At 52.9% G+C, this 23,066-nt stretch carries 26 protein-coding genes and 1 pseudogene; all 27 read left to right on the forward strand.

Features of this window, described 5'->3' with window-relative positions; translation table 11 throughout:
- Positions 1-6: 6 nt before the first annotated feature.
- On the forward strand, positions 7-1,464 hold the full coding sequence (locus B2Q93_RS04355; protein WP_286931921.1) for a glycosyltransferase family 2 protein: 1,458 nt from the start codon (positions 7-9) through the stop codon (positions 1,462-1,464).
- Positions 1,446-2,039, forward strand: coding sequence for a hypothetical protein (locus B2Q93_RS04360; protein ID WP_286931923.1), 594 nt, complete (start codon positions 1,446-1,448; stop codon positions 2,037-2,039). Before B2Q93_RS04355 ends, B2Q93_RS04360 begins: the two co-directional genes overlap by 19 nt.
- Positions 2,032-2,400 (forward strand): HNH endonuclease, encoded by a 369-nt coding sequence (locus B2Q93_RS04365; protein WP_286931926.1) that lies wholly within the window; start codon positions 2,032-2,034, stop codon positions 2,398-2,400. Before B2Q93_RS04360 ends, B2Q93_RS04365 begins: the two co-directional genes overlap by 8 nt.
- 181 nt (positions 2,401-2,581) lie before the next feature.
- Positions 2,582-3,091 carry a terminase small subunit gene (locus B2Q93_RS04370; protein ID WP_286931928.1) on the forward strand — a complete coding sequence of 170 codons (510 nt, stop codon included), beginning with the start codon at positions 2,582-2,584 and terminating at the stop codon, positions 3,089-3,091.
- A gap of 3 nt (positions 3,092-3,094) precedes the next feature.
- The gene (locus tag B2Q93_RS04375; RefSeq protein WP_286931930.1) at positions 3,095-4,753 is read left to right on the forward strand and encodes a terminase large subunit; all 1,659 of its coding nucleotides are present in this window, start codon (positions 3,095-3,097) and stop codon (positions 4,751-4,753) included.
- A gap of 58 nt (positions 4,754-4,811) precedes the next feature.
- Positions 4,812-6,749 (forward strand): phage major capsid protein, encoded by a 1,938-nt coding sequence (locus B2Q93_RS04380; RefSeq protein ID WP_286931932.1) that lies wholly within the window; start codon positions 4,812-4,814, stop codon positions 6,747-6,749.
- A gap of 37 nt (positions 6,750-6,786) precedes the next feature.
- Positions 6,787-6,954, forward strand: a complete 168-nt coding sequence (locus tag B2Q93_RS04385) for a hypothetical protein (protein ID WP_286931933.1) — start codon at positions 6,787-6,789, stop codon at positions 6,952-6,954.
- The gene (locus B2Q93_RS04390) at positions 6,954-8,303 is read left to right on the forward strand and encodes a phage portal protein (protein WP_286931935.1); all 1,350 of its coding nucleotides are present in this window, start codon (positions 6,954-6,956) and stop codon (positions 8,301-8,303) included. The genes B2Q93_RS04385 and B2Q93_RS04390 overlap by 1 nt, the downstream gene beginning before the upstream one ends.
- Entirely contained in the window at positions 8,300-9,343 is a 1,044-nt protein-coding gene (locus B2Q93_RS04395) for a phage gp6-like head-tail connector protein (RefSeq protein WP_286931938.1), read from the forward strand. Before B2Q93_RS04390 ends, B2Q93_RS04395 begins: the two co-directional genes overlap by 4 nt.
- Positions 9,340-9,666, forward strand: coding sequence for a head-tail connector protein (locus B2Q93_RS04400; RefSeq protein WP_286931940.1), 327 nt, complete (start codon positions 9,340-9,342; stop codon positions 9,664-9,666). The genes B2Q93_RS04395 and B2Q93_RS04400 overlap by 4 nt, the downstream gene beginning before the upstream one ends.
- 70 nt (positions 9,667-9,736) lie before the next feature.
- The gene (locus B2Q93_RS04405; protein ID WP_286931942.1) at positions 9,737-9,931 is read left to right on the forward strand and encodes a hypothetical protein; all 195 of its coding nucleotides are present in this window, start codon (positions 9,737-9,739) and stop codon (positions 9,929-9,931) included.
- Between the two features lie 2 nt (positions 9,932-9,933).
- Positions 9,934-10,266, forward strand: a complete 333-nt coding sequence (locus B2Q93_RS04410) for a phage head closure protein (RefSeq protein ID WP_286931944.1) — start codon at positions 9,934-9,936, stop codon at positions 10,264-10,266.
- Positions 10,259-10,744 (forward strand): HK97-gp10 family putative phage morphogenesis protein, encoded by a 486-nt coding sequence (locus B2Q93_RS04415; protein WP_286931946.1) that lies wholly within the window; start codon positions 10,259-10,261, stop codon positions 10,742-10,744. The genes B2Q93_RS04410 and B2Q93_RS04415 overlap by 8 nt, the downstream gene beginning before the upstream one ends.
- Positions 10,741-11,109: a tail completion protein gp17 gene (gp17, locus tag B2Q93_RS04420; protein WP_286931948.1), complete on the forward strand. Its 369-nt coding sequence runs from the start codon at positions 10,741-10,743 to the stop codon at positions 11,107-11,109. Before B2Q93_RS04415 ends, gp17 begins: the two co-directional genes overlap by 4 nt.
- 52 nt (positions 11,110-11,161) lie before the next feature.
- Positions 11,162-11,659, forward strand: a complete 498-nt coding sequence (locus B2Q93_RS04425) for a phage tail tube protein (RefSeq protein WP_286931950.1) — start codon at positions 11,162-11,164, stop codon at positions 11,657-11,659.
- A gap of 49 nt (positions 11,660-11,708) precedes the next feature.
- A complete protein-coding gene (locus tag B2Q93_RS04430; protein WP_286931951.1) occupies positions 11,709-12,194 on the forward strand; it encodes a phage tail assembly chaperone family protein, TAC in 486 nt (161 codons plus the stop codon).
- Between the two features lie 5 nt (positions 12,195-12,199).
- Complete coding sequence (locus B2Q93_RS21320) at positions 12,200-12,370, forward strand: phage tail assembly protein T (RefSeq protein WP_422655510.1); 171 nt, start codon at positions 12,200-12,202, stop codon at positions 12,368-12,370.
- Positions 12,371-12,389: 19 nt separating this feature from the next.
- The gene (locus tag B2Q93_RS04435; RefSeq protein ID WP_286931953.1) at positions 12,390-14,810 is read left to right on the forward strand and encodes a phage tail tape measure protein; all 2,421 of its coding nucleotides are present in this window, start codon (positions 12,390-12,392) and stop codon (positions 14,808-14,810) included.
- Positions 14,810-15,148, forward strand: a complete 339-nt coding sequence (locus B2Q93_RS04440) for a phage tail protein (RefSeq protein WP_286778064.1) — start codon at positions 14,810-14,812, stop codon at positions 15,146-15,148. The genes B2Q93_RS04435 and B2Q93_RS04440 overlap by 1 nt, the downstream gene beginning before the upstream one ends.
- On the forward strand, positions 15,145-15,900 hold the full coding sequence (locus B2Q93_RS04445) for a phage minor tail protein L (RefSeq protein WP_286931954.1): 756 nt from the start codon (positions 15,145-15,147) through the stop codon (positions 15,898-15,900). The genes B2Q93_RS04440 and B2Q93_RS04445 overlap by 4 nt, the downstream gene beginning before the upstream one ends.
- Position 15,901: 1 nt before the next feature.
- Positions 15,902-16,612 carry a C40 family peptidase gene (locus tag B2Q93_RS04450; RefSeq protein ID WP_286931956.1) on the forward strand — a complete coding sequence of 237 codons (711 nt, stop codon included), beginning with the start codon at positions 15,902-15,904 and terminating at the stop codon, positions 16,610-16,612.
- A 33-nt stretch (positions 16,613-16,645) separates the two neighbouring features.
- Positions 16,646-17,068 carry a hypothetical protein gene (locus B2Q93_RS04455; protein WP_200084638.1) on the forward strand — a complete coding sequence of 141 codons (423 nt, stop codon included), beginning with the start codon at positions 16,646-16,648 and terminating at the stop codon, positions 17,066-17,068.
- 58 nt (positions 17,069-17,126) lie between these two features.
- Positions 17,127-17,726 carry a tail assembly protein gene (locus B2Q93_RS04460; protein WP_286931958.1) on the forward strand — a complete coding sequence of 200 codons (600 nt, stop codon included), beginning with the start codon at positions 17,127-17,129 and terminating at the stop codon, positions 17,724-17,726.
- Entirely contained in the window at positions 17,723-17,989 is a 267-nt protein-coding gene (locus B2Q93_RS04465) for a hypothetical protein (protein WP_286931960.1), read from the forward strand. The genes B2Q93_RS04460 and B2Q93_RS04465 overlap by 4 nt, the downstream gene beginning before the upstream one ends.
- Positions 17,990-18,043: 54 nt before the next feature.
- Positions 18,044-21,529: a host specificity protein J gene (locus B2Q93_RS04470; RefSeq protein ID WP_286931962.1), complete on the forward strand. Its 3,486-nt coding sequence runs from the start codon at positions 18,044-18,046 to the stop codon at positions 21,527-21,529.
- 2 nt (positions 21,530-21,531) lie between these two features.
- Entirely contained in the window at positions 21,532-22,497 is a 966-nt protein-coding gene (locus B2Q93_RS04475) for a DUF6453 family protein (protein ID WP_286931964.1), read from the forward strand.
- Positions 22,498-22,554: 57 nt separating this feature from the next.
- A pseudogene (locus tag B2Q93_RS04480) lies at positions 22,555-23,066 on the forward strand (tail fiber domain-containing protein); the annotation flags it as partial.

A 23,066-nucleotide genomic window follows, 5' to 3' on the forward strand; every position in this document is an offset into this window, starting at 1 on the left:
GAAAATATGCAGGTCACTATTGATGGTGTCCCGTTTGTGCCTGCCTGCGCTTCAGCATCGCGTATGGGCATTGCCATTACTACCCACAACCGACCAGACGTTTTGAAGCGTGCCATAGAGCAGCAAATGAAGCACCTGCCAGCCGGTGCGCTGGTGGTTGTTATTGATGATGGTTCAAAACCTGCAGCGGCAGTGCCCGACGGCGTGCAGCTGCTTCGCCATGAAACATCACTCGGTATTGTTGCTTCGAAGAACGCCAGCCTGTCAGCTCTGATGGATGCCGGATGTGAGCATCTTTTCCTGTGGGATGATGATGCCTGGCCTATCGCTGATAACTGGCACCTGCCATATATCGAATCACCTGAGCCTCATCTTGCTTACCAGTTTCTGGATCTGGCTGGCCGTAACAAGCTGAACGATATGGCGGTGCAGTACCGGGACGATAAGCACATCGCATACACGGGGCAGCGCGGCGTGATGCTTTACTACCACCGCAGCGCCATCGAGAAAGTTGGCGGTTTTGACCCGGTGTATGGCCGCGGCATGTATGAGCATCCTGATCTGGCCCTCCGGATCTACAACGCCGGGTTATCGACCTGGGCATTCGCTGATGTGGTTGGTTCTGAAAAGCTGATTCACTCGATGGATGAGCATGAGGAGGGAACGCGCTCAATCCCCCGGCCTGACCGTGAGGCGCTGGTGAAACGAAATGTTGGCATCTTCAATGCGAGACGCGACAGCGGATATACCGGTTTTGCCTCGTACAGCAGCAACCCGAACCTGGTTTTAACGACGTTACTTACCAGCCAGCCTGATCCCCAGCGCACCGGCAAGATGAAACCCGACCCGCAGGCTCTGCAAGCCTGGGCAGACTCTATCTCTGGCGCGTTGCCGGTTGTCCTGGCTGACGAGTTGAAAGAGTCGCCAACCGGTGCCGGCCTGTTCGAGGTCCCGCCGGTGGATATGAGCCCATACTTTGCTCGTTGGCTTCACATCTATCAATTTCTTCGGGCGCACCCTGAGTACCACCTTGTCTGGTGTACGGACGGTACAGACGTCGAGATGTTGAGAGAACCCTGGGCAGAAATGCTGCCAGGCAAAATCTACGTTGGCTCTGAGCACAAGACGTATGCCGATGAATGGATGAAGGGCAATCACCACGGCAAAGCCTACAGCGAATTCCTCGAAAAGCATCGTGATGAACCGCTGCTAAATGCAGGTCTGCTCGGTGGCAGTCGTAAAGACGTGATGGATTTTGCTCATCGGATCATCCGTCAGCACTATCTAATTGAAAGCCACCGATTCTGGAAGATGGAGGCTGCACCCGCCACGCTGGTGGACATGGGCGCGTTCGGTATGGCTGCTAAGTCATTCGGTGAACGTGTTGTTACTGGCCCGCGCATCCATACCATTTTCAAAACTGATGGCATTGGTAAGGAGGCTGCATGGTGGAAGCACAAGTGAAGTTTGTTGTGGTTGGTCACCATGCCCGGCGAGAACAGGCTGAAATGCTGGCGGAATCCCTGTCTGCTCAACTGTTCATTGACGAGGAAGAACACGGCGCTAACTGGAATCACCGCCGCGCTATTGAATGGGCAGCAGGGCAAACATGCAGAGTTGTGGTGTTAGAGGATGATGCGCTACCCGTGCCCGGGTTCGCTGGCAAGGTAGCTGAATGGCTTATTCGCTTCCCTGATGCTCTTTGCTCTTTCTATCTTGGGACAAGTAGACCACCTCAGTATCAACTCGACATAGCTACAAAGCTAATCGCAGCAGATAAAAGCAGAACTGATTACATCACTCTTCCTCGGCTCATACATGGCGTCTGCTACAGCGTACCGCAGCAGCACATCAAGCGAGTACTGGATAAATGGAACCACACCAAAGCAGCAGACTATGCAGTCGGCGATGCTTATGGTGGCCCCGTTGTCTATCCCTGCTACTCACTCGTTGACCACAGAGATGGACATCCAGTAGAGCCAGCCAGAGATAACCAGCCACGAACAGAACGCCGAAGAGCATGGAGGTTACATGTCTAAGCTGAAGACGCTGCAACCACGGCTTAAGGCTATTGATACTCGACGCATCAAACCTATCTATGGTGAGCATCGTCGCGTAAGTGGAAGCGCCAGGGTAAGCCTCAAACGTCGAATCTATGTGCGTGACGGTGGGCATTGCTGCATGTGCAAGCGAGTAGTAGACCTGCATGACAGTGAGTTAGACCACCGGATAGCTTTGCAGTACGGCGGCGATAACGGTGAGCGCAATCTTTGGACGCTCTGCATTGAATGTCATGCCGGAAAGTCAGCACGCGAAGCAGCAACTGGTCAGCCTGATGATGAAGCGCTGAAGTACGAAGTGCCGGAGGATGCAGAAGGTCAGGGATACATCGCGCTTTGATGTAAATGAGATTGATTCTCGGAAAGAACCATTATTCGTTGCATTTGAAATCATTTCACCTCAAGTGATATCTATTCTCATCAGAAGGGAGGGGGGGTAGGGCCGGTAGTAAACCCCTATCGCGCCGGACACCGCGCCCCCTCTCACGCACAGAAAAAATTCCCCTTTGGAGGGTGTAAACATGTTAACAGCGCAAAAGCGGAAGTTCGCCATCGCGCTGATGTCCGGTATGTCTCAAAAAGATGCGGCAATAAAGGCGGGATATTCTGAGAAATCCGCACGGTCAAAGGGTTCGCAGCTTGCTAAAGACCCGGAGGTCATCGCATTTATTGCACGTAAAAAGAAGGAAGTGGTTGAGACAGACGAAGTGCCAACTCATGGCAAGAAGGTTTACACCGCAGCGGTAAACAGCACTGACCACAACACTGCCCCAACTGCGCCGCTTCAGCATCCTCCTGTAAGCGGATCTTTTGATGATCCGCTTAAGTTCCTGATGGCCGTTATGAACGATGGTACTGAGGATATTGATATCAGAAAGGACGCCGCCAAGGCCATACTTCCCTACATGCACCCCAAAAAAGGGGAGACCGGCAAAAAAGATGCTCGTACTGCAGCCGCAAAAGCAGCTGTCGGAGCCAGCAAGTTCGGCTCCATGGCACCGCCAAAGCTCGTGGTTAACAATAAGGGGTAACTCATGTCGCAGTGGACCACAGCCTGCATGGACTGGGAATCCCGCCTGGTGGCTGGCGAATCTATTATCCCTCCACCTGTCTTTCCAGGCCAGGCAGAGCAAGCGCTGGGAATTTTCCGCGAATTAAGAGTTTCTGACCTTCCCGGTAAGCCAACATTTGGCGAGTGCTCAGAACAATGGGTGTTCGACTTCGTTAAGGCTATCTTTGGCGGATATGACGCAGAAACGGGCAACCAGTTGATCCGTGAGTACGGGCTGCTGATATCCAAGAAGAACACCAAATCGACCATCGCGGCGGGCATTATGCTGACCGCACTGATTCTTTGCTGGCGTGAGGATGAAGAGCACCTGATTTTAGCGCCGACGAAAGAGGTGGCTGACAACAGCTTCAAGCCTGCTGCCGGCATGATCCGTGCCGACGACGAACTTTCTGATATGTTCCAGATTCAGGACCACATTCGCACCATCACCCACAGGGTGACGAGGAATACCCTGAAGGTAGTGGCCGCTGATACAGACACTGTATCTGGTAAGAAGTCTGGTCGAATACTGGTGGACGAGCTGTGGCTCTTCGGTAAGCGAGCTAATGCCGAGGCGATGTTCATGGAAGCGTTGGGTGGGCAGGTATCGCGCAACGAGGGATGGGTGATATTTCTCACCACTCAGAGCGATGAGCCGCCAGCCGGTGTCTTTAAAGAGCGTCTGGACTACTGGCGCAATGTTCGCGACGGGAAGATTAACGATCCGAAGACGCTGGGCATTCTTTATGAGTTCCCCGAGCGGCTGGTGGAAAAAAAGGCCTATCTAGATCCGGAAAACTTCTACATCACCAATCCGAACATTGGCCGCTCTGTTAGCGCCGAATGGATAGCCGACCAGCTCCGCAAGAACCAGGCGAAAACAGACGGCACACTGCAGCAGTTCCTGGCAAAGCACCTCAATATAGAAATTGGACTTAACCTGCGCAGCGACCGCTGGGCGGGGGTAGATTTCTGGGAGCAGCAGGCGCAGCGCGTCAGTTTTGATGATTTGCTGCGGCGTGCCGAGGTGATCACCGTCGGCATCGATGGTGGCGGCCTTGATGACCTGCTGGGGTTTGCAGCTGTCGGGCGTGACGCCGAGACGCGTGAATGGCTCTGCTGGTGCCATGCCTGGGCGCATGAGATAGCCATCCGGCGGCGTAAGAGCGAAGAGTCCCGGTTTAACGACTTTGTGATGGCCGGTGACCTGACCATCGTCAAGCGGATGGGGCAGGATACCGAAGAGGTGGCGGAATACGTCCGACGCATACACGTCGCCGAACTGCTCGACAAGATAGGCATTGACCCTTCTGGTGTAGGGCAAATCCTTGATGCTCTGATTGAGGCGGAAATACCCGCCGATGCGGTGGTTGGCGTAAGCCAGGGCTGGCGTCTTGGCGGCGCGATTAAAACCACCGAGCGCAAGCTTGCCGAGGGCGTGCTTATCCATGGAGGGCAACCGATGATGGCCTGGTGTGTGGGTAATGCCCGGGTGGAGCCGAAAGGTAACGCCATCCTCATTACCAAGCAGGCCAGTGGTAAGGGCAAGATTGACCCGCTGATGGCGCTGTTCAACAGCGTTTCGCTCATGGCGCTGAACCCTGAAGCGAAAAAGCAGGATTATCAGGTGCATTTCATATGACAGTAACGTCAGTTAACGACCCGCTACGGCGGGTTTTTTCGTTTCAGGAGGCAGCTAAATGACGCTTAATCGCGCATGCACCCTTATGACGGTCAAGGCGGTGAACGAGGACGAGAGGATCATTACCGGCATCGCCTCCACGCCTTCGCCTGACCGTGATGGGGACATCATGGAGCCGGAGGGCGCGAAGTTCCGCAGCGACACGCCATTCCTCTGGCAGCATGACCGCTCACAACCCATCGGCACCTGCACACCGAAAATGGTGAAAGGCGGGCTGGAGATCACCGCAAAACTGGTTAAACCCACTCCCGATATGCCGTCCCAGCTTATTGCCCGCCTCGATGAGGCCTGGGCATCCATTAAAGCAGGGCTGGTTCGTGGGCTCTCTATCGGCTTCAGGCCGATTGAATACTCCTTCCTGGATGAAGGCGGCATCCGCTTTCTTTCCTGGGACCTTCTGGAGGTCTCGGCGGTGACCATCCCGGCGAACGCCGAATGCTCCATCAGTACCGTTAAATCTTTTGACCGCCAGTTACTCGCCGCGTCAGGCAATGAGAAACCGGTGGTTAAAGCAACTCAATCCGCTGGCGCTACAGCACCAAAAACTAATATCCAAAAAGGAAAAGCAACGATGAATATCGCTGAACAGATCAAAAGCTTTGAAAACAAGCGTGCAGCGCTGGCCGCTTCACTGAGTGACATCATGAGTAAGGCTGCAGATGAAGGCCGTACTCTGGACGGTGAAGAAACCGAAAGCTACGACAATACCTCCGCTGAGATCAAGTCAGTAGACGAGCACCTGAAGCGCCTGCGCGACATGGAAAGTAATATGGCCTCTACCGCCAAGCCGGTCACTAAGACAGCATCTGGCGAAATTTCAGTGGTAAATAACGCCCCTGCTATCATTCGCGTAGAGCAGAAACTGGAAAAAGGCATCGCTTTTGCCCGATTCGCCAAGGCTCTGGCAGCTGCCAATGGCAGTCGCTCTGAGGCTCTGGAAATTGCACGTAAGCAGTACCCGGACGACCCTAAACTTCATCACGTTCTGAAAGCCGCCGTAGGCGCAGGCACCACCACCGATCCGAAATGGGCGGGCGCTCTGGTTGAATACCAGGAATATGCTCAGGACTTCGTTGAGTTCCTTCGTCCGCAGACCATTATTGGCCGCTTCGGGCAGGGTAACATCCCATCCCTGCGTCAGGTTCCGTTCAACATCCGCATTCCTGCACAGACATCCGGCGGTTCAGCGAACTGGGTCGGTCAGGGCAAGGCGAAGCCGCTGACGAAGTTTGACTTCGAGTCGATTACCTTCAGCTTCGCAAAAGTGGCCGCCATTGCGGTACTCACCGATGAGCTGATTCGCTTCTCTAATCCTGCTGCTGATGCCCTGGTGCGTAATGCGCTGGCCGAAGCAGTGATCGCACGTCTCGACACGGACTTTATTAACCCCTCAAAAGCTGAAGTGGCCAACGTCTCGCCAGCGTCCATCACCAATGGAATTGCTGGTGTCCCGTCTACCGGTAATCCGGATGATGACGCAGCGGCGGCATTCGGCGTGTTTGTTGCGGCAAACCTGCAGCCGAACGGCGCTGTCTGGCTGATGTCCAGTACCACCGCGCTGGCTCTGTCCATGCGTAAGAACGCGTTGGGTCAAAAAGAGTACCCGGAAATGACGCTGTTGGGCGGAACCTTCCAGGGCTTGCCGGTTATCGTTTCCCAGTATGTCGGTAGCCAACTGGTGCTGGTTAACGCGCCGGATATTTATCTGGCTGATGACGGCGGGGTGGCAGTGGATATGTCCCGTGAAGCGTCTCTGGAAATGCAGAGTGATCCAACCGGTGACAGCGTAGAGGGCACAGGTACTGAGCTGGTTTCCATGTTCCAGACCAACAGCGTTGCTATCCGCGCTGAACGCTGGATCAACTGGAAGCGCCGCCGTACCGCAGCTGTTGCGGTGATTTCCGGTGTGAATTACGGCACCACCCAGACCAGCTAACTAACTTAGGAGGGCGGGGGATACCCCGCCACTTAGTATGGCTAAAATCAGATATCTGCAGCGCACCCACGACTCCCGGCCCGGTGATGAAAAAAACGTGAACGATCAGTGCGCGAGGGTGCTGGTGCTGCTGGGCAAGGCAGAATACGCCAGCGGAAAGCGCGCTGGTGGCGGGAAAAAGAAAAATAACGCGAGGAATGGCTGATGTGGAAACCTTTCCGGAGAAAAGAGAAGGCGCTGCAGCAACCTGCCGGGCGCGGCCTGTGGACCTCTTTGATGAGTTATGTCAGTGAGCCATTCGCCGGCGCCTGGCAGCGTAATCTGGAAATTAATCAGAAAACGGTGATTTCATTTCACGCTGTGTTTTCCTGCATATCTTTGATAGCGAGCGATATATCAAAGATGCCTTTACGGATGATGCGTCGTGATTCTAATGGTGTCTGGAAGGAAAATAATAATGGCGTAGCCGCCAGAATTTACAAGCGTCCGAACGCCTTTCAGAACCGGATGCAGTTTTTTGAATGCTGGCTTAACTCGAAGCTTTGTCACGGCAATGCAGTCGCCCTGAAAATACGTAACTCACGGGGCGATATCACAGAGTTGCGCCTTCTTGACTGGAATAAGGTCACACCACTTGTGGCAGATGACGGGTCAGTTTTTTATCAGATTAACCCGGACAATATTTCGGGTGTTGAATCCTCGGTGACGGTTCCTGCACGAGAGGTGATACATGATCGCTTTAACTGCCTTTTTCATCCGCTTATAGGTCTTTCTCCAATTTATGCTGCCGGTCTTGCAGCAATGCAGGGTCATCACATCCAGGAAAGCGCAGCATTTTTCTTCCGTAACGGCGGCAAGCCCAGCGGTGTTATTGAGGTGCCAGGTTCGATTAGCGAAGAAAATGCGCGACTTCTCAAGAGTAACTGGGATACGGGGTATACAGGAGAAAATGCAGGGAAAACGGGGATCCTGAGTAATGGAGCCAAATACACCCCAATCGCTATGACAGCTTCAGATGCCCAGATGGTTGAACAACTTGAGATGACAGCGAAAGTTGTCTGCTCGGTTTTCCACGTCCCTGCATACAAAGCCGGCATAGGTGATCTGCCTTCTCACGACAATATTGAAGCGCTGGAGCAACAATATTATTCACAGTGCCTGCAGACACTTATCGAGTCTATCGAGTTGCTGTTAGATGAAGCTTTTGAGCTGGAAGGTGATCTCGGTACCGAATTTGATGTTAATGCTTTGCTGCGCATGGACAGTGAGCGCCGTATCAAATCGCTGGGTGAGGGCGTTAAAAATACCATTCTTACACCGAACGAGGCGCGGCGCAGCGAAAACCTGCCACCTGTGACTGGTGGTGATGAGCTCTACCTGCAACAGCAGAACTTCAGCCTTGGTGCGCTGGCGCGACGCGATGCCTCAGATGATCCATTCGGCAAAAGCAATTCGTCTCAACAATCGCAACCTGCCAGTGATGAAGGAAAGGCTCTGTCTGACGCTGAATTCTCGGCGGCCAAAGCCATGATCAGAGGATTGCTTACCAAATGAATGAACGCGAATTAACGCTGATAAAGGCGCTGGGCGAGGAGTTCGGGCAGGCCCTCTCTGATATGCGCGAAGGATTCAGTAAAAGCCTTGATGAGTATCGCCAGTCATACGATGAGAAGCTGGCCTTTATATCCCGGCAGCTTGAAGAAATCAAAACTGTCCCGGCGCCCGACTTCGCTGCCATGGTGGAAGAGGCTGTGGCCGCTTTGCCAGTGCCAGAACTTCCCCAGATGCCTGACATTGCCTCCATGGTCACTGAAGCGGTAGCCGCTATCCCTGCTCCGGAGGACGGCAAAAGCGTGACCCCAGAGGACGTGGAACCGATGTTACAGGAGATGGTGGCCAACGCTATCAGCGCCATCCCGACCCCCAAAGACGGCAAGGATTACGACCCAGCAGTGCTGAAACAGGCGGTGGAACAGGCCGTAAACGATGCGGTCGCTAACATCCCGGCACCTCAGGACGGAAAAAGCCTGACACCTGAAGACGTGCAGCCCATGCTGGAGCAGCTCGTAGCAGGTTCAATGCCGGATCTACCGGACGTGAAAGCGCTGGTTAGCGAAGCCATATCCGCAATCCCGGCTCCTGAGGCGGGGCGTAACGGTGAAGATGGACGCGACGCGCTGGCGCTGGAGATTCTTCCTTTCATTGATGAAGAGAAAAACTACCCTCGCGGATCCTATGCAACCCACAACGGTGGCTTGTGGCGCGCTTATGAGAAAACGTATGGCATGCGCGGCTGGGAATGTGTGGTTGATGGTGTGGCGGGTGTGGAAATCGAACGCTCTGAGCAGCGCTGCTTCACGCTGACTGTTAACCGCGCCAGCGGGGCCTCAGAGAGCAAATCGTTTGACGTGCCTGTCATGATCTATCAGGGCGTATTCAAGTCAGGCCAGGAATATCTGGCTGGTGACACTGTGACCTGGGGCGGTTCGCTCTGGCACTGTGATGAACAGACGCAGGATAAACCCGGCGAGAATGGTTCTAAGGGCTGGACATTGGCTACGAAACGCGGGCGCGACGGGAGGGATAAAACATGATTGAACTTGTCACGCTTGAGCAGGCAAAAGACCACCTGAGGATTGATGACGATTACGGAGATTCTGACCTGTCACTGAAAATACAGGGCGGAAGTGCGGCGATCATTTCATACATCCAGGGTAGCCGTAACCTTGTCGTTGATAGCGCCGGAAAATTAATAGAAGGCGAGACTCTTGCTCGCGTACAGACGGCTCTGCTGGTACTGCTTGGCTATCTGGACAGGAACCGGGGTGGTGAAGAGGAAGAGAAATTAAGGCAGGGCGAACTTCCTTTTTCGGTTTCAATGCTGATTTATGACCTACGTAAGCCAACCATCATCTAAGGGGATTTTATGGCATGCGCCGGATGCGCCAGGCGGCGTGAGTGGATTAAAAAGTGGACGAGGATTGCCTATGAACGAGCAACAGGTAAACGAACTGACAGCGGCACTGAAGGCGCTGGCAAATTCTCAACTGAAGCAGGCGGAAGCGATAAATCGCCTGGCGATGGCAGATGAAACACTAGTTTCACTGATTGCAAGAACGCTCGTTGATGAGGTTGAAGACGAGTTAGCACCCCAGACCTATCTTAGCGGTCAGCCGAGGTAATCGTGGAATTTGCAAAACTTCGACATCGCATCACTATTCAGCGACGAACGGCTATCCAGTCGCCAACCACAGGGGCAATGGAATATACCTGGATCGACCTTGCTGATGTTTGGGGTAGCGTGGTTTCTTCATCAGTCAGGGACTTCATCACAGCCCAGGCATCCAACGTAAAAGTAACTGCCAGAATCACAATTCGCTATCGGGAAGATATACAGGAGAAGGACCGCATTATCTTCCGCGGGAAGATTTACAGCATTGAGGGGATTCTTCCCGACTCAGATAGTGGGCTCGAGTATATGACTCTGCCGTGCTCAGAAGGGGTGAAAGATGGCTGATGGTATTGAGCTTAAGCTTGAAGGTGTAGATTCGCTTATCAGCAAGCTGGAAACGATCACAAACGAAACCAAACGCAAAACAGGGCGTGCTGCCCTGCGGAAGGCTGGCAATGTCATCGTGGAGCAGATAAAGCGTAACGCCGAACGTCTTGATGACCCTCATACCGCCAGAAGTATTGCTGATAATGCGGCACTTCGCTGGAATGGAAGGATGTTCAAACAGACTGGAGACCTTACTTTTAGAATAGGTATTCTTCAGGGCGCTGTTCTCAAGAAACATCCAAGCACAGCAAAAGATGCGCCAACACCTCACTGGCGACTTCTGGAGTTTGGCACTGAAAAGATGGCAGCAAAACCTCTTGTCCGTGCAGCAGCAAGCGCAAGGCTTGTCGAGGTACTCAACACCTTCTCAGTTAACTATGAAGCGGGTATTGATCGCGCGATTAAGCGAGCGCAGAAGAAAGGACTTAAAGCATGATTGCTCCCATCTTTCCTGTTTGCGCGGCAAGCGCTGCGGTAACCGACTTGCTTGGGGATAACCCTGTCAGGATTTATCCATTTGGCGTTCAGGATGACAACATTGTGTATCCATACGCCGTCTGGCAAAACATTCCCGGTGGCGGCCCTGAAAACTTCCTCAATCAGCGACCGGATGCAGACATGTTTTCGCTTCAGATTGATATCTATGCCAATACTCCTGATGAAGCTATAGCAGTTGCTGAAGCGATGCGCGATGCAATTGAAGTAAAAGCCAATATCGTCAGATGGGGAAACCAGACGCGAGACCCTGAAACGCTCAGATATCGATATTCGTTCGATGTTGACTGGATAGTTAACCGATAACAAACCTTCCACAACCGGCCTTGAGCCGGTTTTTTTATACCCGGAGATAATTATGTCAGTAGTGACTCAAGGCACTCAGATGTACGTTCTGAATAACGGTGTGGTCAGTGAAGTTGAATGTATTACTTCATTCTCACCAGGCAGTAGCCCGGCAGATCAGATTGAAGATACCTGCCTGAGTGAAACCAGCACACGTTCCTATAAAAAAGGCCTGCGCACTCCAGGTCAGGCTACCGTTGCTCTTAACGCCGACCCGGCAAACGCCAGTCACGTGATGCTGAGCAACCTTGCCGAATCCAGCGACCAGACCAACCTGACCTTTGCTATTGGCTGGTCCGATGGTACTGCAGAACCCACTGCCGCAACATCAGGCGCACCTGATGCGGTTGAAGGGATGTCTCTTCCTGAATCCAGAACCTGGTATGTATTCCAGGGGTATGTTTCTGATTTCCCTTTCGACTTTCAGGCGAACGCGGTCGTGCAAACCTCTGCAACCATTCAGCGATCGGGTCAGGGTGTCTGGATTCCGAAAGCGCAACCTACCAGTTAATACCCGTCGTGGATAAGCGGGGTTTACCCCGCTAATTGAGAGAAGAGAGATGAAACTAACTCTGGATACACTAAAAATGGCCGGGGCTTTCACCGGTCGCCCTGTTGAAAAAGAAATCACCTGGTATCAGGGTGATCAGAAGTTAATTGCCACTGTGTATGTTCGCCCGATGGGTTATCACACAGCAACGTCCGATGTTCTGGCTTTTGGGGGTAAGGTCGATGGTGTGGCGGGACGTATTGCAGCATCTATCTGCGATGAATTAGGCAAGCCCGTTTTTACCCCGGCAGACATTACAGGCGAGGCCGATCCTGAGAGAGGTGCGCTGGATGGCGGTCTTACAGTTGCGCTACTGATGGCCATTCAGGAAGTTAACGATCTGGGAAAGACTTCGAGCTCAGCGCTGAAGACGAATTCTGGTGCGAGCTCGTCCTCAACGGAATTGGAGGAAAGACCATCGCAGAAGCGCGAGAGTCGCTCTCGTTCAAAGAAACTCAGCTCTGGGCAAAGTACCGGGAACGATACGGAAGCCTGAACCCAATGATGAGGGTTGAATGGGGCGCAGGGATGGTGTCCAGTACGATAGCCAACGTTAATCGAGATCCGAATCACCCCCCATTCACCCCGACTGATTTCACGCTTCATTTCACTAAAGTCAAAGCTGCAATTGAGCCAATCTCATTAGAGGAAGCTAAAGCCAGCTGGAAATGACGCCGCCAACGGAGAGTTTATGGCTTCCAAATCACTGGGCACGCTGACGATAGACCTTATTGCCAAGGTGGGCGGTTTTGTCTCTGGCCTCTCACAGGCTGAGCGAGCTTCACAAAAATGGCGTAAGCAGGTTAAGGATGATGCAGCTGCAGCTGCAGTTGCCATGACCGGATTCGCAACAGCAGTCAGCGCTGCAGCCATCGGAGCCGGGGTAGCGGGGTATAACCTGCTCAAAACAACTTCACGTCAGATAACCGAATCAGACCGCTGGGCAAAGTCCCTTAACATGTCCACGCAGTCCCTGTTAGCCTGGCAATATGCTGCAGAGAAAGCAGGTGTTTCCGGCGATCAGATGGCCGATATCTTTAAAGATGTCGGAGACAAAATCGGTGATGCCGTTCTTAATAAATCTGGTGAGGCGGTCGGTGCGCTGGACTCTCTTGGGTTGTCAGCTAAGAAACTGGCCGGAGAATCTCCCGATAAGCAACTTCTGGCTATCAGCGACGCCCTGGAGAAAGTTAAGTCCAACGCCGAGAAGACCACCATTCTCGAAAGCCTGGGCAATGATCTCTCAAAGATGCTGCCGCTCCTCGACAATGGCAGTGAAAAGCTGCGTCAGTATATGGATGCCGCGAAGAAGTTTGGTGTGGCGCCCGATGACGCAGATATCGAAAAACTGGTTAGAGTCAACGCTCTGTTTGAGGATATGGAGACGCAGGTAAACGGCGTCAAAATTGAACTTGCTGCAGGGCTCGCCAGCGTAGATTTGAGTGCACTCCAGAAGTCTATTGGAGATATGGGGGATGTATTTAAAGATCCGGCTGTTATTCAGGGGCTGACTGATCTGGTTGGTGGGGTAGTGGACCTGGCCACCTGGCTGGTAAGGGTGGGGGCCGAGGCCGGAAAGCTGATAGACCAGTACAAAGGCGGGAGTTCGGTCGGCCTGAATGCCTCCATTCCAGAAATTGAACGGCGCATCAAGAACCTGAATGCAGATCTCGATGATAAAGGCGTACTGGCGAGTTTCAACAGAATAGGTATGGACGTATCCGGTAAGGAGGCCGAAAGGGCTGAGCTCCAGAGGCGACTGGCTTTTTTAAGAAACTCCCAATCTACTCTACCGGAAATAAAACTGCCCGAGCCAGTCAAAACAAACTATGGCCTTGGCAGCGGGGAAACAAACGGTAAGCCGAAAAATAATACCTCTGGTCAGAAACTGGATTCTGCGTTTAAAAGCGTTGAGCGTAGTTACTTGCGCCAGATCGAACTCATCGACACTACCGGCAAAAAAACGGCTGTGGTGACCGAACAGCAAAAACTGCAGTTCGATATTGCTGACAGCAAGTTGCAGTCACTTAACGAAGCGCAGAAAACGCGGCTGGTATCTCTGGCTCAGGAAGTGGATCGCCTGAACGCTGTCAAAAAAGCCAATGAAGAAAATGCCAGGGTAGCGGCGTTTGTGGCAAATCTGCAGGCACAGAACGAGAATGCGCGTGCGGATTTAGGCGTTGATGTGCAGGGTGCAGGAATCGGCAATAAGCAGCGTGAGCGGCTCAGGGAACGCCTGAGTATTGAGCGCGATTTTCTCGACCAGCAGCGGGAGCTGCAAAAGCAGTATCAGTCCGGTGATATAAGCCAGACGGTTTATGACCGGGAAACTCAGGCTCTGAAGGATGCGCAGTCTGAAAGGCTCGAAGTTCAGGAGGATTACTACAAGAAAGTTGATGCGCTACAGGCTGACTGGGTAACCGGCGCCCGGGACGGACTTGCCGACTGGGTGGATGATTCCACGAACTATGCAATGCAGGCGGCCGACGTCATGAAAAGCGCTCTCTCCGGGATCAGCAGCAACATTGTCGAGATGCTCAACGGCAATAAAGCGAGCTGGAAAGACTGGGGTATAAGCGTTCTGAAAATCATAGAACAGGTGATGGTAAATATGATGATCGCGAACGCGGCCAGCTCTATCGGTTCGCTGTTTAGTGGTGCCGCCTCATCCTCTGCCAGTAGCGGAACAGCAATCCAGAACTACGGTGCAAATCTGCAATTAAACGCCAAAGGCGGCGTTTACTCATCAGCCGATCTCAGTCAGTACAGTAACTCTGTCGTCAGTTCACCGACGTTGTTTGCGTTTGCAAAAGGTGCCGGTCTGATGGGAGAGGCTGGTCCTGAAGCCATTATGCCTCTTACCCGCGCATCTGATGGTTCCCTGGGTGTCCGCGCCGTGGGAAATGGCGGCGTCACGCCAGGTAGTGGAGGGGCACCGCAGGTCAGTATCCAGATTGATGGCAACGGGAACAACCAGACTCAGGCAACCAGTGGTTATGAACAGTTCGCGCGAGAGGTGGGGAATTTTGTCGACAGGCGCTATCGGGAGCTTATTGGCCGCGATTTATCTCCGGGCGGTGCTGTCTGGAATCTCGCAAAAGGAGGCCGCTGATGGCTCTTGAAACATTCAGCTGGTGCCCACGCATCAACGCGGAGCAGGAGGTAACGTTCCGCCGCCGCTCCGCTAAGTTTGGTGACGGGTATGAACAGGTTTCCGGTGATGGCTTAAATCCGCGTTCACAAAAGTGGAACTTACAGTTTACCGGCACCGAAACGTATATCGGGGAAATTAAAAACTTTCTCGATCGCCATCAGGGAACAAAGTCTTTTCAGTGGCACCCACCGCTTGAACCGCTGGGTCTGTATCGCTGTGATACCTACACTCCATCGCCGCTTGGCGCCGGGCTCTTCAACCTTTCTGCAACATTTGAACAGGCCTATAAACCATGAGTCTTAACGCAGATTATCAGAAACTCGAGCCAGGCGATGAGGTCAGGCTTTTCGAAGTGGATGGCACTGCATTTGGTACAGGTGAGGTCTTACGGTTTCACAACTACAGTCTCGCACATACTGAAGCAGAAATAACAGCGGCCGGCGGTGACGAAAACAAGCTCCCTGCCAAATCAATCTGGTGGCAGGGCGAAGAATATAAAGCGTGGCCATGCCAGATTGAGGGGATCGAGGCTTCTACCTCGGGAAGTAGTGCGCAGCCAAAACTTTCGGTTGCTAACCTCGACAGCTCGATCACTGCCCTTTGCCTTGCTTACGACGATATGTTGCAGGCGAAGGTGGCGATACATGACACCCTGGGTAAATATCTCGATGCGAAAAACTTCACCGGGGGTAACCCGACAGCCGATCCGACCCAGGAAAAGCTGAAGGTTTTCTATATTGATGCGAAAAGCAATGAGACTAACGAGGTCGTTGAGTTCACCCTCTCCAGCCCGATGGACCTGCAGGGGCTGATGATACCTACGCGCCAGCTCCATTCGCTGTGCACCTGGTGCATCCGGAACAAATACCGTACCGGTGATGGTTGCGACTATGCAGGCACGCGCTATTTCGATAAAAACAACAACCCGGTAAGCGATCCATCTCTGGATGAATGCAACGGAACGCTGACGGCCTGCAAACTTCGGTTCGGAGAAAATAACGAACTGTCGTTTGGTGGTTTCCCGGGCACATCTTTGATCAGGAGCTGATATGCGCCAGAAAACCATTGATGCCATCATGGCGCATGCTGCAGTTGAATATCCTCGTGAATGCTGCGGCGTGGTGGCACAGAAGAGCAGGGTGGAGCGATATTTCCCCTGCCGCAATCTGGCATCAGATCCGGAGGAAAGCTTTGTCCTGTGTCCTGAAGACTACGCCGCCGCTGAAGACTGGGGGGCGGTGACCGCAATCGTGCACAGTCACCCTGATGCAACTACCCAACCGAGCGAAACGGATAAAGCTCAGTGCGATCTCAACGGCCTGCCCTGGCACATTGTCAGCTGGCCGGAAGGTGACCTGCGGACAATTATGCCCAGAGGAGAAATACCCCTTATTGAGCGGCCTTTCGTGCTGGGCGTTTACGACTGCTGGGGTCTGGTGATGAGCTACTTCCTGCAGACCCACGGAATTGAATTGCACGATTACCGGGTTGATTATCCGTGGTGGGAAAATGAATACCCGGATAACTTCTATCAGGACTGCTGGTACGAATGCGGATTCCGTGAGTTTGACGGCCCGCCGCAGCCCGGCGATATGGTGATCATGCAGGTTCAGGCTGACAAGTGGAACCATGCCGGCATCCTTCTGGAAGGTAATATGCTGCTGCACCATCTGTACGGTCATCTGAGCCAACGAGTGCCTTACGGTGGATATTGGCTGGAAAGAACAATGAAGGTTCTACGTCATTCATCCCTATGTTAACCTTTTAGGAGAATCCAAAAGGGAGTACGGGAAATGAGAAAGCTGCTTTTTATGTTGGCCTTATTCAGTCTTTCTGGGTGTGCGACAGAAGCCGTTTTACCAAGCCAAGCAAAACCGGCGCCAGCAGAAAGAGTACTTAAGTATCAGCAATCAATGAAATCTACTGATGCCACGTTGATAGTTGTCAGGGATAAAGGTTATTTAGGCAGCGGATGCTTTACGGGCGTCTACCTAAACAACGAGAAGGCTGCTGTTTTAAATCCAGGCGAGAAAGCAATTTTCCATTTACCAGCTGGGGAATGGAGCGTTGCCATCAAGGGAGAAGGTAAAGTTTGTATTTCTGACGCTGTGCCGGTAGGTAATTATGTGCAGCTAAAAGAGGGACAAACTAAGGCTGTACGATTATTTTCCGATCCCAGTGGGAACGTAGATGTTAAACCTCTGCCGATGCAGTAATCGGATATCGAAATTCTAAACCCACTACTTAGTGGGTTTTTTTATACCTGGAGAATCCATGCAAGAAAATATGGTTCGGATTGAGCTTGGAGGACTGCTGGGGAAAACTTTCGGGAAAACTCACGAGCGAGTTGTTCGCACTACGGGTGAGGCAGTTAGAGCCCTATGCTGCACCCTTCCCGGCTTTGAAGCATTCCTGAATAACAGCAGAAGTCGGGGGCTCACCTATGCAGTCTTTAAAGGTAAAGAAAATATAGGTAAAGAGGATTTAGATCTTCCTATTTCTACCACCACAGTTCGGATAGTTCCCGTGATAATTGGCAGTAAAAAAGCTGGGTTGTTACAAACGATTTTAGGAGCGGTTCTTGTAGTGGCAGGGGTAATAGTCACGGGGCTTTCTTGGGGATATGCCGCTCCAGTTGGTGGCGCAATGATTAGTTCAGGTATAGGACTTATGGCCGGCGGTGTGATCCAGATGCTTTCCCCTCAACCGGCAGGCCTCGCCAGTAAACAGGATGCAGATAACCGGGCATCATATGCTTTCGGTGGCGTGACCAATACCGCTGCGCAGGGATATCCGGTGCCGCTGTTATACGGCCGACGGCGAATTGGTGGGGCGATTATTTCTGCCGGAATTTACGTTGAGGATCAGCAATGAAGAAATATTTGAGATTGACTATTTCAGGCCTGCAGCGCGTTGATGACGGAATCCTCATCGGCGGAAGTGCGACAGTAGTAGTAAACCGTGGGCAAGAGGTTATTTGTCGTGAGACATTTTCGGGAAAAGTTTCTGAGAAATTTTCAAAGCTTTATGAAGTCGAAGATACCGGTATGCCTGTATCAGTGACATCCTCCAGTGATTGCCAGTTTTTCAAAGCCGAAGTTGATTTTGTAAATCCATTTAGCGAAACGAACATCTAAATAATTTTCTTCAGCAATAAGCCACCTTCGGGTGGCTTTTTTTATGGGCGCAATATGGCAACTGCAACCGCAATAAGGGGCCGCAAGGGTGGCGGCTCAAAATCACGCACGCCTACCGAACAGCCTGACGATCTCCAGTCTATTGCGAAGGCCAAATTATTAATCGCACTTGGTGAGGGTGAGTTTTCAGGCCAGTTAACCGGCAAAGACATTTATCTTGATGGTACCGCTATTGAGAATGCTGACGGCTCTCAGAACTTCAGCGGCGTCACCTGGGAGTTTCGTTCCGGCACTCAGGCGCAGAAATATATCCAGGGCATACCCGGCACCGAAAACGAAATCAGCGTGGGTACCGAAGTATCAAGCGCCACAGCCTGGACTCGCACGTTTACCAATACCCAGCTTTCTGCCGTTCGTGTGCGCCTGAAGTGGCCATCGCTTTTCCAGCAGGAAGACGACGGCGATCTGGTCGGGTATTCGATAAAATATGCGATTGATCTGCAGACCGACGGCGGCACCTGGAAGACGGTGCTGAATACCAGCGTAACCGGTAAAACCACATCCGGTTATGAGCGCAGCCACCGTATTGATCTTCCGCAGGCCGGCAGCACATGGACGCTTCGTCTGCGTAAAATCACCGCTGACGCGAACAGCGCGAAGATCGGCGATACGATGACGCTGCATAGCTTCACCGAGGTGATTGACGCCAAACTGCGCTATCCGAACACCGCGCTGCTGTACATCGAATTCGACTCAAGCCAGTTCAATGGCTCTATTCCTCAGATTTCATGCGAACCGCGCGGCCGTGTTATTCGCGTGCCGGATACCTACGATCCAGAAACCCGAACCTACAGCGGTACCTGGACGGGGACGTTTAAGTGGGCATGGACAGATAATCCTGCGTGGATTTTTTACGACATGGTGGTGACTGACCGCTTCGGGCTGGGTGATCGCCTGACGGCGGCGAATATCGACAAATGGACGCTGTACCAGGTGGCCCAGTATTGCGATCAGCCGGTGCCGGACGGTAAAGGCGGCAGCGGTACCGAACCTCGCTATACCTGCAACGTCTATGTTCAGGAGCGAAACGACGCTTACACCGTTCTACGTGATTTTGCGGCCATCTTCCGGGGTATGACGTACTGGGGTGGGGATCAGATTGTATCCCTTGCAGACATGCCCCGTGATGTCGATTACAGCTATACTCGCGCCAACGTGATTGATGGCCGCTTTACCTATGCCAGCAGTACCACTAAAACGCGGTATACCACGGCGCTGGTATCCTGGTCAGATCCGTCTAACGCCTATGCCGATGCCATGGAGCCCGTATTTGAGCAGGCGCTGGTGGCGCGTTACGGACTTAACCAGCTGGAAATGACGGCGATTGGTTGTACCCGTCAGTCAGAGGCAAACCGTAAGGGACGATGGGGCATTCTGACCAACAATAAGGACCGCATCGTTTCTTTCGATGTCGGCCTGGACGGTAACATTCCGCAACCCGGTTATATCATCGCGGTGGCAGACGAAATGCTGTCCGGCAAGGTTATGGGCGGGCGTATCAGCGCTGTTAACGGCAGGGTAATCACCCTGGACCGCAAACCCGACGCTGTGGCCGGCGGCCGACTTATTCTGAACCTGCCTTCTGGCGCTTCTCAAAGTCGTACTATCCAGTCGGTAAACGGCAACGCCGTGACCGTCACGACGGCTTACAGCGAAACTCCACAGGCTGAGGCCGTCTGGGTAGTTGAGTCCGATGAACTCTACGCGCAGCAGTACCGTGTTGTGAGCGTCACGGATAATAACGATGGCACATTCTCTATCGCGGGTGCATGGCACGATCCAGATAAATACGCTCGTATTGATACCGGCGCCATAATTGACCAGCGTCCTGTAAGCGTCATTCCTCCGGGTAACCAGTCGCCGCCTGCTAACATCGTGATCAGCTCGTTTTCGGTTGTCCAACAGAACATCAGCGTTGAAACGATGCGGGTGAGTTGGGACCAGGCGCAGAACGCTATCGCCTATGAAGCGCAATGGCGCCGCAACGACGGGAACTGGGTTAACGTGCCGCGCAGCTCCACCACGTCCTTCGACGTGCCGGGGATTTATGCCGGGCGCTACCTGGTTCGGGTGCGTGCAATTAATGCTGCCGAAATATCCTCCGGATGGGGCTATTCGGAAGAGAAAACGCTGACGGGTAAGGTGGGCAATCCACCGAAGCCGGTGGGCTTCACCGCCTCAGAAAATGTGGTATTCGGTATCGAGCTGAACTGGGGGTTCCCGGCGAATACAGACGACACGCTGAAAACTGAAATCCAGTACAGCCTGACCGGCAGCGAGGATGATGCCATCCTTCTGAGCGATGTTCCCTATCCGCAGCGCAAGTATCAGCAGATGGGCCTGAAAGCGGGACAAATTTTCTGGTACCGGGCGCAGCTGGTGGACAGAACAGGCAATGAGTCGGGTTACACAGACTGGGTGCGCGGTCAGGCCAGCATCGATGTGTCGGATATCACCGATGTTATCCTGGATGAGATTAAAGAATCGGACACGTTCAAGGAACTGATCGAAAGCGCAGTAGACAGCAACGAGAAAATTGCTGGCATGGCCGACGATATCAGACAGAACGCTGACGATCTGGAGCAACAGGCGCTGGCCATCAAGGAAAACGCCGATGGGCTCGCCCAGGCTGAGGTGAAGATTGACGAAATCTCTGTCTCAATGGATGGCATGACGGGAGGCGTTAAAAACTCCTCTATCGCGGTTATTCAGAACAGCCTCGCGCAGGTCACCAGCCGTCGATCCCAGACGGCCACCAACGCCGGGAACAGCGCCAGCATCGACCGTATCGACACCACCATTGCAGATACAAGTCAGGCGGTTGCCCGTTCACTGGTAACGCTTGATGCGTCTGCTGGTGGTAATGTCTCAAACGCGACCGATCTCACCGAAACCCTTGCTGATTTCACGCAGGCCTCGGCCACGAAAATCAACTCCCTGACGGTTACGGTAAACGGCCAGACTGCAGCTATTAACCAGACCGCACAGGCGGTGGTTGATGTAAACGGCAACCTGAGCGCGATGTACAACATCAAGGTGGCGGTGGACTCCAATGGACGCCAGTACGCCGCCGGGATGGGGATCGGCGTTGAAAATACACCGTCCGGCATGCAGTCACAGGTGCTGTTTGTTGCTGACCGTTTCGCAGTGATGTCTCAGGCTGGCGGGGCTGTTACGCTGCCATTCGTGATTCAGAACGGGCAGACGTTCATCCGGGATACGTTCATTCAGGACGGAACCATCAGCAATGCCAAGATCGGCAATTTTATTCAGTCGAATACATTCACTGCTGGCTCGGTGGGTTGGAACATCAACAAAAATGGTAACGCTGAATTCAATAACGCTACCGTCCGGGGAAGCCTGTATGCCACCAACGGCAACTTTGCGTTTAACGGAACCGGTAACACGGTGGTTATTAACGATAACGGCGTTACCGTTGCCATCCCCGGCGGCGGGACCATCAGACTAGGTAAGTGGTAATCATGCCAACAGGATTGAGAATTGATTATAACGACGGGTCGAAGGTGATGGAGATCACCGCGGGATTGCGGTGCCCTTCTTTTGGAGGGCGGTTTCCTAACGGGTACGGTCTGAATAAGTACGTTGATATCAGCGGTTATGTTTCAGGTTCACAGGTTGTCGTCATGCCTTACGAAACGGTCAGGCTTGAAACAGGCCTGCTGCACAAGCTGAATTCGGTGACGGTGTCTGGCGCAAGGGTCACACAGAACGCGGTGATGAAGGCTTTCGATACAGGAGAAAAGGCCAGCACCTATACCTTCCCCGGGTCAGTCTGGCAGATCTTCCCCGTGGGTCAGAAATCAGGGTTCGGACTTTTGATCAGCGAAAGCACGGACTTTACCGCAATTACCAACGCGACTCAGTCAGGGCAGTGCATCTGGCAGGGGACCGTGAATGTCCCTCTTGGCGGGTGGGCTGTGCCCACAATCAGTGGCTATGACAAAAACAACTATGTCGTTTTTGGACGCTGCAATAGTGGGAACACAATCGACTTCGATGGAACAACCGTACGATTTTACCAGCCGCCGTCCGGGCGTGGACACAGGCCCACAACCGGTACCATTGATATCGTCATCTTCGCGAGCGGAGTGACACCAACACCAGGGAACGGCCTCACTATCCTTAATGCGGCAGGGCAGTGCACGTTCTCTACTGTTAAGCGTCCGTTTGTCTTCCTGGGCGGGATGTGGAAACCCTCTACGTCGGGGGTGTCTATCGGCAATGGATATGTGCCACTTGGTAGGTATGGTTTTAACGTCAACACAGATGGGGGCGTTTATACCTTCTGGATGTACGGAATAAAGATTCAGAACGGACAAGCATCGGTTCAGGGTGGCGTTTATATTGGCTTTGATCAATACGCCATCTTCGGGAATAACCAGGTTACAGACTTAAGTCTGCCAGTTCTTCCAGATATGTACGTTTAAATAAATTTCTTTAGATCAACCTCGCTACGGCGGGGTTTTTTATTGCCCGGAGAAAATATGATTTACAGCACAGGCACTCTTTCAGTTAACGGAAATACCGCCACCGGCACCGGTACAAACTGGACGGCTCCCGCCAGCCAGATCCGTCTCGGCCAGACCCTGATGGTGCTTTCTAACCCCGTCCAGATGTTCCAGATCACCGCCATAAACAGTGCAACATCGTTAACAGTAACGCCGGCTGCGTCACCAGCACTCAGCGGCCAGAAGTACGGCATTCTCGTAACAGATGCCATGTCAGTGGATGGCCTGGCACAGAGCATTTCGCAGCTCATTAACGAGTACGACGAAAATATTGGCGCCTGGGAAACGTTCGCCACTACCACAGCAAACCAGAACATTACGGTCACCCTCAACGGTAAAACAGTCACCATTCCCGCCATTGGGGGACTGGCCCGGAAGGGGTCAAACAGTGACATTACCGAACTGAAAGGGCTCACTACTGCACTATCCATTGCGCAGGGTGGTACTGGGGCTACAAAGGCAGAAGACGCTCGCTCAAACCTCGGTTT

It is taken from the genome of Leclercia sp. UBA5958, from assembly GCF_002430365.1.
Lineage (GTDB): Bacteria > Pseudomonadota > Gammaproteobacteria > Enterobacterales > Enterobacteriaceae > Enterobacter > Enterobacter pneumoniae.

What these genes read in the sequence shown, in the direction of transcription:
- B2Q93_RS04355 (WP_286931921.1), top strand. Translation starts at nt 7, where the DNA reads ATGCAGGTCACTATTGATGGTGTCCCGTTTGTGCCTGCCTGCGCTTCA.
- B2Q93_RS04360 (WP_286931923.1), top strand. Translation starts at nt 1,446, where the DNA reads ATGGTGGAAGCACAAGTGAAGTTTGTTGTGGTTGGTCACCATGCCCGG.
- B2Q93_RS04365 (WP_286931926.1), top strand. Translation starts at nt 2,032, where the DNA reads ATGTCTAAGCTGAAGACGCTGCAACCACGGCTTAAGGCTATTGATACT.
- B2Q93_RS04370 (WP_286931928.1), top strand. Translation starts at nt 2,582, where the DNA reads ATGTTAACAGCGCAAAAGCGGAAGTTCGCCATCGCGCTGATGTCCGGT.
- B2Q93_RS04375 (WP_286931930.1), top strand. Translation starts at nt 3,095, where the DNA reads ATGTCGCAGTGGACCACAGCCTGCATGGACTGGGAATCCCGCCTGGTG.
- B2Q93_RS04380 (WP_286931932.1), top strand. Translation starts at nt 4,812, where the DNA reads ATGACGCTTAATCGCGCATGCACCCTTATGACGGTCAAGGCGGTGAAC.
- B2Q93_RS04385 (WP_286931933.1), top strand. Translation starts at nt 6,787, where the DNA reads ATGGCTAAAATCAGATATCTGCAGCGCACCCACGACTCCCGGCCCGGT.
- B2Q93_RS04390 (WP_286931935.1), top strand. Translation starts at nt 6,954, where the DNA reads ATGTGGAAACCTTTCCGGAGAAAAGAGAAGGCGCTGCAGCAACCTGCC.
- B2Q93_RS04395 (WP_286931938.1), top strand. Translation starts at nt 8,300, where the DNA reads ATGAATGAACGCGAATTAACGCTGATAAAGGCGCTGGGCGAGGAGTTC.
- B2Q93_RS04400 (WP_286931940.1), top strand. Translation starts at nt 9,340, where the DNA reads ATGATTGAACTTGTCACGCTTGAGCAGGCAAAAGACCACCTGAGGATT.
- B2Q93_RS04405 (WP_286931942.1), top strand. Translation starts at nt 9,737, where the DNA reads ATGAACGAGCAACAGGTAAACGAACTGACAGCGGCACTGAAGGCGCTG.
- B2Q93_RS04415 (WP_286931946.1), top strand. Translation starts at nt 10,259, where the DNA reads ATGGCTGATGGTATTGAGCTTAAGCTTGAAGGTGTAGATTCGCTTATC.
- gp17 (WP_286931948.1), top strand. Translation starts at nt 10,741, where the DNA reads ATGATTGCTCCCATCTTTCCTGTTTGCGCGGCAAGCGCTGCGGTAACC.
- B2Q93_RS04425 (WP_286931950.1), top strand. Translation starts at nt 11,162, where the DNA reads ATGTCAGTAGTGACTCAAGGCACTCAGATGTACGTTCTGAATAACGGT.
- B2Q93_RS04430 (WP_286931951.1), top strand. Translation starts at nt 11,709, where the DNA reads ATGAAACTAACTCTGGATACACTAAAAATGGCCGGGGCTTTCACCGGT.
- B2Q93_RS21320 (WP_422655510.1), top strand. Translation starts at nt 12,200, where the DNA reads ATGATGAGGGTTGAATGGGGCGCAGGGATGGTGTCCAGTACGATAGCC.
- B2Q93_RS04435 (WP_286931953.1), top strand. Translation starts at nt 12,390, where the DNA reads ATGGCTTCCAAATCACTGGGCACGCTGACGATAGACCTTATTGCCAAG.
- B2Q93_RS04440 (WP_286778064.1), top strand. Translation starts at nt 14,810, where the DNA reads ATGGCTCTTGAAACATTCAGCTGGTGCCCACGCATCAACGCGGAGCAG.
- B2Q93_RS04445 (WP_286931954.1), top strand. Translation starts at nt 15,145, where the DNA reads ATGAGTCTTAACGCAGATTATCAGAAACTCGAGCCAGGCGATGAGGTC.
- B2Q93_RS04450 (WP_286931956.1), top strand. Translation starts at nt 15,902, where the DNA reads ATGCGCCAGAAAACCATTGATGCCATCATGGCGCATGCTGCAGTTGAA.
- B2Q93_RS04455 (WP_200084638.1), top strand. Translation starts at nt 16,646, where the DNA reads ATGAGAAAGCTGCTTTTTATGTTGGCCTTATTCAGTCTTTCTGGGTGT.
- B2Q93_RS04460 (WP_286931958.1), top strand. Translation starts at nt 17,127, where the DNA reads ATGCAAGAAAATATGGTTCGGATTGAGCTTGGAGGACTGCTGGGGAAA.
- B2Q93_RS04465 (WP_286931960.1), top strand. Translation starts at nt 17,723, where the DNA reads ATGAAGAAATATTTGAGATTGACTATTTCAGGCCTGCAGCGCGTTGAT.
- B2Q93_RS04470 (WP_286931962.1), top strand. Translation starts at nt 18,044, where the DNA reads ATGGCAACTGCAACCGCAATAAGGGGCCGCAAGGGTGGCGGCTCAAAA.
- B2Q93_RS04475 (WP_286931964.1), top strand. Translation starts at nt 21,532, where the DNA reads ATGCCAACAGGATTGAGAATTGATTATAACGACGGGTCGAAGGTGATG.